This window comes from Sphingobacterium olei, from assembly GCF_005048855.1.
GTDB lineage: Bacteria > Bacteroidota > Bacteroidia > Sphingobacteriales > Sphingobacteriaceae > Sphingobacterium > Sphingobacterium olei.
The window spans coordinates 364,299-380,900 of sequence record NZ_SUME01000003.1; the positions used below are offsets into that span (position 1 = coordinate 364,299).

At 41.7% G+C, this 16,602-nt stretch carries 9 protein-coding genes; 3 read left to right on the forward strand and 6 right to left on the reverse strand.

Features of this window, described 5'->3' with window-relative positions:
- Positions 1-46 precede the first annotated feature (46 nt).
- From FAZ15_RS08825 to FAZ15_RS08850, 6 genes are all read right to left on the reverse strand, one after another.
- Positions 47-2,470 (reverse strand): ABC transporter permease, encoded by a 2,424-nt coding sequence (locus tag FAZ15_RS08825; protein ID WP_136900947.1) that lies wholly within the window; start codon positions 2,468-2,470, stop codon positions 47-49.
- Positions 2,471-2,511: 41 nt separating this feature from the next.
- Positions 2,512-4,857: an ABC transporter permease gene (locus tag FAZ15_RS08830; RefSeq protein WP_136900948.1), complete on the reverse strand. Its 2,346-nt coding sequence runs from the start codon at positions 4,855-4,857 to the stop codon at positions 2,512-2,514.
- 95 nt (positions 4,858-4,952) lie between these two features.
- Complete coding sequence (locus FAZ15_RS08835; RefSeq protein ID WP_136900949.1) at positions 4,953-7,397, reverse strand: ABC transporter permease; 2,445 nt, start codon at positions 7,395-7,397, stop codon at positions 4,953-4,955.
- A gap of 116 nt (positions 7,398-7,513) precedes the next feature.
- On the reverse strand, positions 7,514-9,886 hold the full coding sequence (locus tag FAZ15_RS08840; protein ID WP_136900950.1) for an ABC transporter permease: 2,373 nt from the start codon (positions 9,884-9,886) through the stop codon (positions 7,514-7,516).
- A 37-nt stretch (positions 9,887-9,923) separates the two neighbouring features.
- Positions 9,924-10,601, reverse strand: coding sequence for an ABC transporter ATP-binding protein (locus tag FAZ15_RS08845; RefSeq protein ID WP_136900951.1), 678 nt, complete (start codon positions 10,599-10,601; stop codon positions 9,924-9,926).
- Positions 10,602-10,711: 110 nt separating this feature from the next.
- On the reverse strand, positions 10,712-11,962 hold the full coding sequence (locus tag FAZ15_RS08850) for an efflux RND transporter periplasmic adaptor subunit (RefSeq protein WP_136900952.1): 1,251 nt from the start codon (positions 11,960-11,962) through the stop codon (positions 10,712-10,714).
- Between the two features lie 338 nt (positions 11,963-12,300).
- Between FAZ15_RS08850 and FAZ15_RS08855 the strand changes: the two genes are divergently transcribed.
- Genes FAZ15_RS08855 through FAZ15_RS08865 form a run of 3 tightly spaced genes read left to right on the forward strand, consistent with a single transcriptional unit; the run spans position 12,301 to position 16,337 of the window.
- Positions 12,301-13,614 (forward strand): TolC family protein, encoded by a 1,314-nt coding sequence (locus FAZ15_RS08855; RefSeq protein WP_162304906.1) that lies wholly within the window; start codon positions 12,301-12,303, stop codon positions 13,612-13,614.
- Positions 13,615-13,627: 13 nt separating this feature from the next.
- Positions 13,628-14,989: a sigma-54-dependent transcriptional regulator gene (locus FAZ15_RS08860; RefSeq protein WP_136900954.1), complete on the forward strand. Its 1,362-nt coding sequence runs from the start codon at positions 13,628-13,630 to the stop codon at positions 14,987-14,989.
- Positions 14,990-15,017: 28 nt separating this feature from the next.
- A complete protein-coding gene (locus FAZ15_RS08865) occupies positions 15,018-16,337 on the forward strand; it encodes a sensor histidine kinase (protein WP_136900955.1) in 1,320 nt (439 codons plus the stop codon).
- Positions 16,338-16,602: the final 265 nt, after the last annotated feature.

The window sequence follows — 16,602 nt, forward strand, 5'->3', positions numbered from 1 at the left end:
TCATTTTTTTTTGTCCTTACTTCCTTTGGAGGGACTGGAGGAAGATTTATTCATCCCGCAAACTATCCACTGGATTCGCCATCGCAGCCCGTATGGCCTGCCAGCTGACGGTCAACAAGGCTATCACCACGGCCACTGATCCTGCTAAGGCGAACATCCACCATTCTATATCGATACGATAAGCAAAGTCTTCCAGCCATTTGTTCATCGCCCACCATGCAATGGGTGATGCAATAGCAATGGCAATAACTACAAGTCGTACAAAATCTTTGGACAGCATCGCAACAATGCCTGAAACCGAAGCACCCAGAACTTTGCGGATACCAATTTCTTTGGTACGTTGAAATGCGGTGAGCGTCGCTAAGCCAAACAGACCGAGGCAACTGATAAATATCGTAACCCCTGTTGCTAAATCAATCAGTTTTGCTGTACGGTGTTCGGTCCCATAGAGGGTCTTTATCTTTTCGTCGGCGAATTTGTATTCGAACGGTGCGTTAGGATAAAAAATTTTCCATTCTTTTTCCATTAATGCGAAGGTTTTTGTCCATAGGTTGCGATCATTCGGCAGTTTGATATGGAACGTTTGCAGTTGTCCGCTCTTATTGGAGGATCCTAAGATCAACGGTTCTATTTTTACATGCAGTGATTTTTGGTGAAAATCCTTAAATACGCCAACAATGGAAAAAATTTTATTATCATCTTGTGTCAAAATATGGCCAACGGCTTGTTCGGGGGACGAGATACCCAAGGGTTTCAAAGTAGATTCGTTAATCAGAACCTCACGCATCGTGTCTGTTTGCTGTATATTACGGCCGGCTAATAATTCGATATGATAGAGATCTACAAAATCTTTATCAACGTATTTTCTTGGAGCGTGAAGCTGTACTTGTCCGGTATCTGCGGCGAAGTAATAAATATCTCCCCAATGACTGTTATTTTGAGGTTCATGTCCTAATGCGATATTTGCTATTTCAGGATATTTTGACAGGGCTTGTTTGTATAAAAAAGGGTCGACATCTGCATTTTGATATGATTTGTAAGGCATGCGGATAGTCACTATAGCATCGTGAGCAAAACCTAGATCTTTCTGCAGTGTGAAATCCAGTTGTTGACCTATAATAAGCGCTCCCACCACAAAAAACTGAGCAATGACAAATTGGAAGACAATTAGCGCCTTGAGCAAGCTAAAACGTGTTCCCTTAATTTTGGTCTCTATTTTTCCTTTCAATGTGTCTATAGAACGTACTTTGTTGATCAAATAGGAAGGATACAGCCCGCCTAAAAGAGATACCAGAAGAACTAGTATAAACAGAAACAGTACAACAATCCAGTTGTTGTTGAATTGTTCCATTCCCGAAGGAATAAATTCAGGATATATCCGCCGAAATAATTCGACAATCGGCCATGATAATAGTAAAGCCAACAAGACAGTACATAATGTTTCTACAAGGAAATTTGCCGTAAGATAAAGTGGACTCGCGCCTAAAGTTTTGCGGACACCAATCTCTTTAGCGCGTTGAGGCATTTGTGATGTACTCAAATTGACATAATTAATACATGCCAGGATTAATAAGAATCCTCCAATCATCACTAATCCGTAAAGTACTTTTTTATTGATGCTACTTCCTTCGGTGTCGAATTGCTTTTCGAAATGTTTATCTTTCAAAGGAGAAGAAGTAAAATTAATCTTAGCACCAAGTTTTTCGTGCTCTTTAGCGGCCGTTTCCTGATAACGTTGTATTACCATAGATAATAAGCGTTTCAAAGATGCCTGATTTTTTGTTTTGACATAAAGGGTGTGGTTTGAATTCATACCGCTCCAGTTCTGATTATGCCATTCCTTATCGGGAATAGCCATAAATACCTGTGCATTAAAGCTGCTTGGAAAGGATAGTTTTCTGACCACGCCTGATACCACAAACTGTGTTGTATCTGCCACTATAACTTTGCCTAAAAGTTCCGTGGAGCTATTTTTAGGAAAATACTGTCGCGCGCGCTCTTCCGTGAGTACCAGATTGTTGGGTTGGAGAAAAGCCGTTTCGGCATTGCCTGCAATCCATTCATAAGGAAGTAGTTGGAAGTAATCCGCCCGCGTGCCCACTATGCCCTCTTGCTCATCCAGTATCAGGGGCTCTTCTTCATGATCCTGCGGTATGGACAAACGTTCAAAATATTGGTTATATATAGGTACGATAAGAGCATCATCCAATGACTCATCTGCTAACAGCGGTGCCATACCCAAAGGAACACCTGCGAAACTGCTCTTTTTTCCTTCAAATTCCTGCCTAGATACAATCTGATGAACGTGTTCAATATCGGGAATCTTCTTGTCGAAAGATAACTCATAATGTACAATGCTGAATACCAGCCAGCAGGCGCTGATGCCGATCGACAGCCCGATCATGTTCAACGCAGTAAATAACTTATTGCGCCAAAGATAACGGAGAGTAGTTTTAATTTTGTTGTTCATCTTTTTACAATTTAGATATCCTTAATCCTTGTTCCAACATACTATTCATCCCGCAAACTATCCGTCGGATTCGCTACCGCTGCCCGAATCGCCTGCCAGCTCACCGTAAATAAAGCGATCCCGATCGCCAACAATCCGGCCAGTACAAACATCCACCATTGGATATCGATGCGGTAGGCAAAATCGGCCAACCATTTATTCATCGCCCACCAGGCAATGGGTGTGGCGATGATAATGGCAACAAACACAAGTTTTACAAAATCGATGGAAAGCATAGAAACGATACCTGATACCGATGCACCTAGCACTTTGCGAATCCCGATTTCTTTGATACGTGTCTCGGTGATATAGGAGATAAGTCCGAACAGGCCCAGGCAAGAGATAAATATAGCCAACAGCGAAAACGTCAGGGATAAAGAAGCCGTTTGTTGCTGGTCCCTGAATTTTTCGGCATAGCGTTCATCCACAAAACGGTAGTTGAACGGATAGGCCGGGTCGAATTTCTTTACGGTGCTTTCGATGAAAGCTAAAGTTTTATTCATTGCCTGCTGATTGTCCGTACGAATAATCATATTTTTGAGATTATCAACCCATGAGAAGACCAGCATTGGCTCTACCTCGCTATACGGTGAGCCACTAACGAAGTCCGAAAACACACCCACGATCGTGTAAGCCTCGTCTCCCCAGTTAAAAAACTGCCCGATCGGGTTTTCCAGACCCATCGTTTTAATTGCTGCCTCATTGAGCAGAATAGCACGGTTATCACTAGGCAGGCGGGGATAGTCCAAGTCACGGCCATCCACCAGCTTGAGTCCCACGGTTTCGATAAAATCACTCTGCGCATTTGTCAAGAAGAAAGTCGTTTTTTTTGATTGTTCGGGCGTAGCACCCTGCCATGAAAAGTTCCCCCATGATGATGAGTTATTTTGGGTAATGGTCTGTCCGGTACGGGTTATATGGGTGACAAAACCACTGTTCAGCAGTTCGTTCTTGATCGTTTCATAATTCTCGACGGCTTTGCCCTCGAGGGCGACTTCCAGTAGTTGAGAGGTATCATACCCCACATCTCTGTCGCTCGCATACTGGATCTGTAGATGGATAATCAGAGTAGCGATTATCAGCACGACGGCAGAGCCAAATTGTAAGACCACCAATACGCTACGCATACTGAAATTAGATTTTTTGGATACTTTAATATTTTTTAGGGTCTTGATGGGCTGAAAAGCCGAAAGGACAAATGCCGGATAAACGCCGGCCAATAAGCCAGTAAAAATAACAAAACCCAACAGTATCAACCAAACCAACGGCCCGGTCGTCACGAAGGACAAGGGTTTGTCGAGCATTTGGTTGAACAGTGGCAAGGCCAAAAAGCTCGCCACAATGGCCAGGATCCCCGCCACGACCGATATGATGACAGACTCCGTCAAAAACTGACCGACCAGATTGCCCTTGCTCGCTCCGATGACTTTACGAACCCCGACTTCCTTGGCTCTCTTTTGTCCCTTTGCGGTGCTGAGGTTGACAAAATTTATACAGGCAATACATAGGATCAGCAGCCCTATGCCAGCAATAAGACGAACTTGGCTGATCTTGCCGCCCACAGCCACACCGTTCTCAAACTTCGAGTACAGGTGTATTCTGGACAAGGGATAAAGAAAGTTTACGTTGTTCTTCAAATCGGGAGCATGGGTACGCACCATAGGTTCGATCTTTTCGTTGAACACCTCGATGTCGACCCCAGGCCGGAGACTTACATAGGTACTATAGCTCATTGTATTCCAGTTCGAGGGATCCCGATCCATGGGAATCAAATAGTTAAAGCTAAAATCCGTATAGGTCGGTAGATCATTGAGCACCGAGACGACGGTGTAGGATTTTTCGTTGTCCAGCGTGATGGTCTTGCCAAGGGGGTCTTCGTCTCCAAACAGGCTTTTCGCCAAGCCCTCGGTCACGACGATATTGGTTTTGTTGCTGAGTGCGTCCTCTCTCATTCCCTTTATAGCCGGAAAATCGAATATTTTCAAGAAATCGGGATCGACCTCATTTCCATACGCTTTGATACCGTCACTTTTGAAGGTCAACAAACGCTCCCAATGCCGATACACCCGCGCGGCATATTCCACTTCCGGATAATTTTCGGTAAGTGCATCCGCCGCAGGATAAGGGGTGCTCTGACCAGTTGACATATCCACGATGTATCGGTTCAATACTTTGTAGATATTCTCCTGATTGCTGTAAAAATTGTCCTGTCGAAACTGGTTCTGCACCCACAGGGCAATGATCAGCACAGCAGACAGCCCTACGGTCAGACCAAGAATGTTAATAACGGTGAAGCCCTTGTTTTTCAGAAGGCTACGCCAAGCGGTTTTAATGTAGTTCCTTATCATTTTTTAGTATTCAGATTTCAGTATTGCAATCCAGTTATTATCTATAATCTTTGATTTTTCTGCGTATCGACAAATTTGCAAATACGCGGATTCGCTTATTCATCCCTTAAACTATCTACAGGATTGGCTAATGCCGCACGTATTGCCTGCCAACTGACAGTTAGCAAGGCCACCACTACGGCCGCCGATCCCGCTAATGCAAATGTCCACCATTCTATATCGATACGATAAGCAAAGTCTTCCAGCCATTTGTTCATCGCCCACCACGCAATGGGTGAGGCGATGACAATGGCCACAAACACAAGTCTTACAAAATCTTTGGACAGTAGTTTGACGATAGCGGAGATTGAAGCGCCTAATACCTTGCGAACTCCTATTTCTTTGGTTCGCTGTGTCGTTGTATAGGCCGCCAGGCCAAATAAACCTAAACAGGCAATGAAAATGGCAATAATTGCAAAGGAAGTGAAGATGTTTTGAGTACGTCGAACATCGTTATATAACGCGGCAAACCCTTCATCCAAAAAGCTGTATTGGATTTTTTGGTTTGGAGAGAATTTATCCCAAATAGCGGTAATATCCTTGATAGTCAGGTCGATGTTGTCCGAGCTGATTTTTACAGATGTTAACGAGTTACTTCCTCCAATTGCCAAGCAAAGGGGCTGTAAGCCTTCTTCTCGTAGTGACCCGAAAATGAAGTCATCAACGACGCCGATGATTGTATATGTTGTTCCGTTTGTAATTCGTGCCCCAATAGGATCTTTAAGCCCCAGTTCCACTATCATTTTTTTATTTACTATTACTGCCGCTGAGTCTGAGGCTACATCCATATTGAAATTTCTGCCAGCAATTAGGGTAAGTCCAAATGTTTGAAGGTAATCTTTGTCAACTATCCAAAATTGACCACCTTTTCCGGCTTCTTCGATCTGTTTACCTTCTAACCAAAAGGTATTACCATTTCTTTTGGATCCATCGATCATCACCGGTAGGTAATCGCTGATGGTCACGTTGTTTACAGAAGGGATACTGCCGAGTTCGCTTTTAAAAGTTCGTGTCTGGCTACCCAGCGTGTTCGTACCATGTAATACCAATACTTGATCTTTATTAAAGCCTACATCTTTGCTTAGAATAAACGTCATCTGCTGATTAACAATCAGCGTTCCGATAATAAGGATTATAGAGGTTACGAATTGAAACACGACTAATCCGTTGCGAAATGTTGATGTTCCAGATCGCGAAGATATTTTTCCTTTTAGAACGGATATGGGTTTGAAGCCGGATAAATAAATAGCAGGATATATTCCGGAAAGTAGACCAATAATTAGTGCAATTGCAATGGCAGCGGGTACGAAATACCATTCATTCCACGGTATAGATAGTGTTTTATCTGCTAAGTCGTTAAAAACGGGTAACAGCAGGAAACTTATAGCAATGCCGGCAAAGACAGAAATCATACTGTAGAGCAAGGATTCGGTAATAAATTGGCTAATCAAGGCGCGTCGATTGGATCCTATTGTTTTTCTAATGCCTACCTCTTTAGCTCTGCTGGTAGCGTTTGTTGTAGAAAGGTTAATGAAGTTTATGGCTGCAATAAGAAGAATAAATCCTGCAATGCCGCTGAAAACCCATACGGTTTTAATGTCACCTCTTTTTTGTGTTTCTAATTTGTAATTCTGAATGTCCGATGAATACAGATGTATTTCAGCTAAAGGTTGTAAGACGAGTTTGGCCGTGCTTAAGATAGGATTAACTTGCATACCCGCTTGTAAAATAGCAGGAACGTAATGATCTTGAATGTATGATTTGGTAAGCTGCTTGGCCAAAGGCTCGATATCAGTTCCCTTTTTTAGCTTCAGGTAGGTGCTATAATTACTAGCGATCCAGTTTTGCTGCTCGCCGGGATAAAAATCAATTCCTGATAAAGTCATAAAGAAATTGAAGCCATACAAATGGGAATTGCTTGGCACGTCTGCAATGACCGCAGTGATTGTATAAGGTCTGTCCTTATCGTTATTTAAATAAATGATCTTTCCGGTAGGATCTCTTTTAAAGTATTTTTTTGCCGTGCTTTGGGTTATAACCACAGTGTTGGGTTTATCAAGCGCGTGGGCTAATGATCCATAGATTGCCTGTGGAGAGAAGATATCCAAAAAAGACTGATCTACATAGGTAAAGCCATTGTCTGAAAAGTTTTCTGGGTTTTCATGTGTAGATAATTGATTGCTTCCTGCGCCAAATAGCGGGTTGGAAAGCATTCTGCCCATGGCTTCGATCGCAGGAAATTCCTCTTTCAATGTTGGTCCAGCAGGAGCGGGCATGGCTATCCCTTTTAGAATTACATTGTCACGATTAGCAACACCTACTATTCTATATATCTGATCTGAGTCGGGATAAAATTTATCATAGCTAAGTTCGTGCTTCACGAATAGAACGATGAGCAAGCAGATGGATATACCGAAGGCAAATCCCCCGATCTTTATGATGGAGAATAGCTTTTGACTTCTGAGGTTTCTCCAAGCTAATTTAATATAATTTTTTATCATAACTGTCTTTGTATGTGGTTATCTACCTGTCGCGTTATCCTTCGCTACGTACAACGTGACATGTAACCTTTGTATGCCTTTTTAGATACCTCCCGACGCTAATAGTATACCGTGTTCTATTCGTTCCGCAGACTCTCTACAGGGTTTGCGGTAGCCGCACGTATAGCTTGGTAACTTATTGTCAAAATGGCTATTACCACGGCGATCACACTACCGACGACGAATGTCCAGATGCTTAACTCGATTTTATAAGCAAAGTTATCAAGCCACTGTTTCATCAGATAAAACGCAATGGGATAAGCAATCAAAATCGCAATACTTACCAGCATGATGAAGTTTTTCCCTAACAGCTCGACTATTCCGAAAACGCTCGCTCCCAGCACCTTTCGGATCCCGATTTCTTTTATACGTGTCTGACCTTCATGGGTCGCCAAAGCAAATAAGCCGAGGGACGATATGAATATAGCGATACCTGAAAAAATATTAAATAGTAAGCCTGTTCGTTGTTCAGATTTATATAAATTGTCGAATTGCGCGTCTACGAAGGTGTAACTAAATGGCGCATCAGAGGGATAGCGATTGTATATCGTCTCTAGCGCTTTAATAGCTTGTCTCGTTTGAGTAGCAGTCGTTTTAACATATAACGTTCCCGCACCCCAACGTGTCCAGAAGACCATAGGCCCTATTTGTTCTCTGACTGATTTAAAATGAAAATCTTTGACCACACCGACGATTTGACCAGGAATGTCGTGAAAGCTCATCGTCGACCCCACGTAGGGTGGGGTCAGACCCATTTGCTTTGCTAATGTTTCATTGATTATGTAGTTGGATGAGTCGGCCGGTAAACCGGTAAAATTAGTCCCTTCAAGTAGTTCAATACCCATCAAAGGAATAAATTCTTTGTCAATGGTAGCCTGTGATACCACTAATGGGTTATTTTTGGATTTGCCCGGCCATTCAATATCTCCCGTGGAGTGGCCGTAATCCGTAAGGTTATACACGCCGGAAAGCGAAACATTTTGTATCGCGCTGTTGTTTTTTAATTCTGAACGGATAGCTTCAATATGCTTATAAGCCTCTCCAGGTAGATTTACAGTCAAAACATGCTCTTTATCGTATCCCAAATCGATTTGTTGAATGAATGCAAGCTGATTTTTGATAATCAAGGTGGACACAATTAAGGTTACTGATATGGTGAATTGAAAAACGACTAAGACCTTTCTCATGATGTTTGATGAGAGGTGATTAAGTGATTTTCCTTTTAATGATTCGATAGGTTTAAATGCGGATAATTGTATGGCAGGATAAATACTCGATAAGCATAAAGTTCCGAAAATAGCTAATCCTACATATATCCATGGCGAGATGTTATGGAGAGAATAGCTCATGGATTTTTGAGCTATTTGGTTATAGCCAGATTGCAATAAAAAGATAATTGCCAATGCGATAATTAATGAAATTAAGAATATCACCAACGTTTCGATAACAAATTGAAGGAATAGTCTCGCTCTACTCGCTCCAATTAGTTTACGTATACCTACTTCCTTTGCGCGGTCCAATGCTCTTGCTGTACTTAGGTTAACATAATTTACTGCTCCGATAACTAACAATAAGATAGCGATTACACCAAATATCTGCACCATCCTGAGTGCAGATTTATTCCCGTCAGCGGCAATTAAATGTAAGGTTTCCAAGGGGTCCAACACGAATACGCTGGAATTTTCGCCATCGCGCGCTTTGGTGTAGGCGGCTGTTATCGATTCGCTAATGGTAAGGGGATCGCTATGGGGTTTTGCTTTTATGTAGGTCTGGAAGGCGTAATTGCCTAAATCCTCGTCTATGGTCTTCCATTTTCCGTTTCCACCCCACTTCGTGAAACGTTGCGCATGGTATCCTAACGGAATAAGAACATCAAATTGGATGGACGAGTTCTGCGGTACATCTTTTAAAATTCCTGCGACAGTAAATAGATCTTCGCTATATCGGAATGTCTTGCCGATTATGGAGCGGTTATCAAAAAGTTTTTCTGCAGTGGATTCCGTGATGAATGCATTAGTATAGTTTGTTTGAAAGTTCGATAAAGAACCTTCTATCAACGGAAAGTTAAATATGCTGAAGAAGTTACTATCTACATAGCAAACACCCAGCGCCGTTACCGAACGTTTAAGCTCGTCGTTAACGAATGTAACATGATGATCCTGTGATATGCGGGTGGCCTGGTTTACATGAGGCGAATTTTGAGCGTAGTTCGCAATAGGGCCTGGCGAACTGCCCCATATCGGACCGTTCTGTTCTGGACTCAGGTGTGAATTTACTTTGTACAATTGCGTGTAATCGGAGTGGAATCTATCAAAACTACGCTCATCCTGCACCCATAGGATAATCAATATCGACGTCGCAAGACTGATGGACAGTCCTAAAATATTGATAATGGTGTAGAGTTTTTTCTTTTTCAAACCCCGTAAGACAGCTTTTAAGTTGTTTGTCATCGTTATCTTTCTTATGTGATTACCTTTCTTTTTTGAATTATGCCGTTGTCGTTTCCATAATTACCTGTCCGTCGAGCATACGGATCACACGATCTGCAAATCTAGCATCGTGTTCACTGTGCGTTACCATTACTATGGTTGTTCCAGCCTCATTAAGCTCGGTAAGCAGTTGCATCACTTCGTTACCGTTGTTGGAGTCCAGATTTCCCGTTGGCTCATCGGCTAGTATTAATTTAGGCGTATTAACTACTGCGCGGGCTACGGCTACACGTTGTTGCTGACCGCCGGAAAGCTGCTGTGGAAAGTGATTTCGGCGATGCATGATCTGTACCTTTTCCAATACTTCTTCGACGCGGCGCTTGCGTTCTGCAGCAGGCACATTGGTATAGACGAGCGGAAGCTCCACGTTTTCAAAGACGGTTAACTCGTCAATCAGATTGAAACTTTGGAACACAAAACCAATATTATGCTTTCTAAGGTCTGATCGTTTGCGTTCGTTGAATTTTGCAACCTCGATATTGTTGAACAGGTAACTGCCTTCATCCAGATCATCCAGTAGACCGACAATGTTGAGTAGGGTTGACTTCCCACAACCAGAAGGGCCCATTACAGCTACAAATTCTCCTTCTTTGACATGTATAGTTAAATTGTTCAGCGCGACCGTCTCTACTTCTTCGGTGCGGTAATATTTTTGGAGGCTAGTTATTTTGATCATAGTATTCTAGATGTTAGATTTGAGATATTAGACTGTAGACTTGGGTGTTTGCTTGGTAATCGTTATTAGACTGCACGTTCATAATCTTTGTTCTTTATTTCTCATTTTACTTATTTCACATTCAATTCCTGTATTTTATCATAGGTTTCATAGCTGGAAACAATTACTTTGTCGCCCGGTGATAGCCCATTCATGACTTCATAAAAATCCGGGTTTTGTCGTCCCAATTGAATATCTACACGATAGGCAATGTTACCAGATTTGTCTAATTTGAAGATCCAGTTGCCTCCTGTTTGTTGATAGAATCCTCCTTTTGCTAATAGAAGGGCTTTTGTCTCGTCGCTTAATGCCAGGCGAATTTGTAAGGTTTGTCCACGGCGAATGCTTTGCGGTCGTTCACCCGTAAATTCCATATCTACCTGAAAGCGACCACTGGTCACTTGTGTGTAGATCTTCTTAATACGAAGTTTGTAAGGTTTGCCCGATATGGTGAACAATCCTTCCAGATCGGGAAAAATCCGATTAATATAATGTTCGTCGATCTCAGCACGTACCTTAAACCCGGTCAGCACATCGATCTGTCCTAGGCGTTCGCCTGCGTTTTTATTTTGCCCGATCTCAGCATCAAAGGAAGTCAGTTGTCCATCCACCGGTGCGCGTAATATCAGATCGCCTACCTTCCGGCGCATCAGTTCTAACGCACTCTGTGTACGCTTGTACGTTTCTCGATCCTGGTACAGTTTCTGGTTTGTGGACAGCGAATCCTGTAGCAGAATCTGTTTGGTTAATGCAACCCGCTCCTTTTGATAGTTATATTCGTTGACGGTTTTTTCGTACTCCTGTGAGCCAATCGCTTTTTCCTGAAAAAGTTTCTTGTTGAGCCGATATAAACGATCGGCTTCTTTTAAACCTTGCTCTACGTCCGCCATTTGGTTGCGGTTGTTGATAGATACCTGCTGTGCGTTGGTTTGCGCGATCTGCGCCTGTGTTAATAGGTTTAGTACCTGTGTTTCCTGCTGTACTAGACTGAGTTCTAAATCCGTGTTGGATAGACGCATAATTGGATCTCCTTTTTTGAGGTGTGCGCCGTCTTCCACAAATTTCTCTTCCACGCGACCACCTACTGAGGCATCTAAGTAAATGCTGCTAATAGGTAATATCGTACCATTGATAGGGATAAATTCCTGAAAAGTCCCTTCTTTAACTTCCACGATATTTAGACGTTCAGCTTCTACATTCAATTTGCTGTTACCACTTGTGAAGTAGTAGCTAGCTCCGATTAATGCGAGTATACTCAAAATCCCGATAAGAGTAAGGATTCTTCTCTTATTCCATCTGCGTTGTTTTATCGGTCTGTCCATTGAAAAGTAGAAAGTATTAAATATAAAAAAAGTATGTCGTTTTCTCTTTTCCTAGAGAAGCTTGTGCCATTTTTTTAAAGTATTGTTATATAGTTGTTTAGTTGTTTTTTGGAAAAGTGATTTGTCCGATAGTGAACACTTGATTGTTCATCTGCGAACAGTAAGGTTAAGTTTCTTTGTTTTACAGGAGGAAACCGTGTACTGAACAAAGTGTCCGATTCCGAACACTCATTGTTCGTCAACGTACATGTTTTTTATACAGGCGATTTTAACTAGTTGATTTTTTGTGTTTTACTGGTTTGGCACAGGCTATGAATGAACCTCAGAAATATCTAAGCATGGATCTGAAACTATTTTATAGTATACTCTTAATAACAATCGCGCATGGAGGTAAAGCCTTTTCCCAGGATTCAATAATTGATCTGCGCACGTGTATTGTAATGGCATTGAAAAGCAATCCGCAACTGAAGCAAAATCAATTGAGTGTGAGGCGGGGCGAGATCGAGTACAGACAAGCCTGGCAAAACCAGTTGCCGACGCTGAATGGGGATTTAAGTCACGGATTCAATCAGGGTCGGAATATTGATCCTACGACCAATCAATTTATTGAAGAAAATAGTGCCACGGGGAATCAAAGTTTGAACGCAGGAGTGAGCCTGTTTAACGGCTTTCGGATTTTACATGATATACGCATGAAATCTAATGCAAAAGAAGCCGGAAAATTGGAGTTTGAAGGAAAAGCAAACGAGCTTCGACTAGATGTGATAGAAACCTATATTCAGGTGCTGACCGCAAAGGATCTGTTGATTCAGTCCCGACGGCAATTGACCGTTACAGAAGAGCAGTTGCGTAGAGCTGAAGTTATGTTTAAAGAAGGCGCTTTTGCTCCAGGAGATTATTACGATATTAAAGGGCAGTATAAGATGGATCAAAATAGTGTGCAAGCGAACATACAGATCTTGTATACCAATAGATTACGTTTAGCAAAACTATTAAATATCCCGGAATCAGAACTTGGCGAACTCAAGACACTTCCTATTCCAACTATCGGCTCCGCTTTAGGTTGGGAACAACTCTACACGCAGGCGCAGATCCTTTTGCCCGATTATCGGGCCTTAGATTGGCGAATCAAGGAAGCGCAACAAAATATTAAGGTGGCGAAATCCTATTACTATCCTTCCCTATCACTAGGAGCAGGGTTAAACAGTCGTTACTCGAGCAACGGCGATTTTTCTTACTGGCAACAATCGAGAAATAATCTTGGAAAAAGTGTTTTTATGACTTTAAGTATTCCTATCTTTAATCAGTTTCAGGTGCGTAATCAGGAAAGTCGTGCAAAAATCGGGTTAGAAGAAAATTTGCTACAAAAGGAAATCGCTTTGAATAATTTGCGCGAATCTACTGCAAGGGCGGTATTTGATTTGCGTGTTGCGTTAGAAAGCGTACAAAATCTGAAAGAACAGGAACAGAGTTATGCGGAATCATTTCGAATTGCGCAGGTTCAGTTTGATGAAGGCGCAAGCAATTCGTTCCTTTACCTCACAGCGAAAAATAAACTTGATGCAGCTAGAAATCAATTGTTATTGAAGCAGTATGCGTATTTATTACAAAAATACATGAACGATTATTATGCAGGTAATCTTGATTTATAATTATTTTTAGCGGATGGATTTAAAAAAGGCTTCTATACTGGTGTTAGATGATGATCAGGATTTACTGACAGCAGCTCGGATTTTACTAAAATCGAAGGTCAGGAAGATAAGTGTAGCACACAATCCCGAAAATTTATTAGCCACATTAGCTAAAGAAGATATTGATCTGGTCTTGTTGGATATGAACTACAAGAGTACGATCAATACGGGGAATGAAGGCTTATTTTGGCTCTCGCAGGTGAAAAATAAGTATCCCCATATTCGGGTAATTATGATAACGGCTTACGCGGCAGTCGACCTGGCCGTGAAATCGTTGAAACAGGGAGCGGCTGATTTTATCGTCAAACCCTGGCAGAATGAGCAGTTGATCGAAACGCTTGAAAATGCGTTGGTAGAAAAAAAGGAATTTACGGTCAGTACATCAAGTAAGGCCGTACACGATGATGGTATTATCGGCAGATCCTCCATTATGGCCGACTTGCAACATAAAATTAATAAGGTCGCTCCAACAGAGGCAAATATCTTGATTCTTGGCGAAAACGGGACGGGCAAGGATCTGATTGCTCATGCTATCCATTCCAGATCTTTACGTAGCAAATCTCCTTACGTCAAAGTAGATGTGGGGGCATTGACCGAATCCCTGTTTGAAAGTGAACTATTCGGTTACAAAAAAGGAGCCTTCACAGACGCTCGCGAAGACCGTAAGGGAAGGTTTGAAAATGCAGATAAAGGGACCTTGTTTTTAGACGAAATAGGAAACATATCCCTGCATCAGCAATCAAAGTTATTGAGCGTATTACAAAACAGAGAGGTTATACCGCTAGGCTCGAGTCAGCCTGTTCCGGTAGATATACGGTTATTAACGGCAACCAATGTATCCCTGAAGTCTTTGTCTGATGAAAGTCGATTTCGTAAGGATCTAATATATCGAATTAATACGGTTGAAATACAGGTTCCACCACTTCGGGACCGAGGAGATGATGTATTGTTATTGGCGGAACACTTTTTAGCTTTTTATTCCAAGAAATACAATAAACTGATTGAGGTTATTGAAAGTGACGGACTACGAAAATTAACGGATTATCATTTTCCGGGTAATGTCCGGGAGCTACAATATAGTATCGAAAGAGCCGTGATTATGTCGGAAGAAAGGACATTAAAAGCGAATGATATTCTTTTTTCGCCAATTGAACAGGTGGAGGATCTTCATCCGCTTGATGCAACACCTCCTAATCCCCGTAACTTAGAAGAACTGGAGCGAAAAGCCATTAAGTCAGCTATTGATCGTTACAATGGTAATATCAGCAAGGCCGCCAAAGAGCTAGGGCTAACCCGGGCGGCACTTTATCGGAGATTAGAAAAATATGATATCTAATGAGATTAAGAAACAGAAAAATTAGGGTATGACACGTCAGGTAACGTCGATCTTTTTTAAGTCAATTGTTCTGCTAATTTGTACGATAGGCGCATCTTATTTGTTTTTTTTAAAGCTATATACTTACGGAATTTTATTGTTCATAATTGCTTTCACTATTCTGTACTACCTTTTATCGAGGCAAAATAGCCTGTTAAAACATCTTACCGAGTTTGCAGACGCGGCAAAATATAATGATTTCACGCGAAGATATCTCGTTAAGGATCCACACTCGGCAGAAGGACGGCTGTTTACCGCCTTTAATCAAATCAACCAAATTTATAAAAATATAAGCGCTGACAAAGAAGTTCAAAATCAGTATCTGAATAAGGTCATTAATATGTTGGATTCGGCGATTATTTTTTATAATCATAACACCGGGAAGGTAGTCTGGATTAACGATGCCTTCAAGCAGTTGTTCCATACACCTCACCTTGGAAATATAAAGGGGATGCAAAAGAGACACGAAGAGCTGTATGAAAAAACCATGGCTCTTGACGTGGGCCAGCAGCGGATGGATGTCATCAATTCGAGCAAGGGAAAGATTAAGCTTCTGATACAGACTTCTGAATTTGGGACGAAGGATGGACTTTTCCGTATTATCGTGTATCAAAACATCAATGAGGCCATGGATGCAACAGAGACCAGAGCCTGGCACAAATTGTTACGGGTACTGACGCACGAAATCATGAATTCTATTGCCCCGATTACCTCTTTAGCGGAAACACTATATAGTAAATTGGATCTATTGGAAGGGCACGAAGAGATTGAGGATGTGAAATTGGGCATATATACCATAAAAAGAAGGAGTGAGGGCCTGTTGCAATTTGCCAAAAGTTACCGATTGATTAATAAGGTTGACCAGCCGGAATATACCGATATAATCGTCGTACAGCTATTCGAAAATATCTATCAATTGTTGGAACCGACCTTGATACAAAAGAAAATTGATCTGGATATCATCATTAAAAATACCAGATTAATTCTACAGGCGGATATCAATTTAATAGAACAGGTCTTGATTAATATCGTTCTTAATGCTATAGAAGCTGTTAAGGGAGTAGAAAATCCGTATATAAGTTTGAGTGCGTTGGAAAAGGAGGGTAATATCCAGTTGAAAGTTGAAGATAATGGAATTGGGATGTCGGTAGATATTCAGGATCAAATATTTACTCCGTTTTTTACAACCAAGAAGTCGGGGAGTGGCATAGGACTGACATTGAGCAAACAGATTATGTTATTGCATAAGGGTAATATTTTCGTTGATAGCGATGAAGGCAAGGGAAGTGTATTTATCTTGCAATTTTGAGATAGAAGGCGAGACATCGTGTTCGGTTTATAGTCGCTATATGTTCGGGAAAGAGTCATGGCCTCTTTGTAGCAGATAGAAGATGTGTCCGTGTTAACTCCGTAGTGAGTCCGTGACGAGTCCGAGTCTAGCACGGATTCGAGGTGGTTTTAGTGTGCTCGCATAGTTGATATACCTGCCGTATGTTGCGAAGAAAGGATATCTGCAATGCGAAGCGGTATCAAATAGGTGCTAATACACGGACTCGGGGTATTAAAACAGGCAC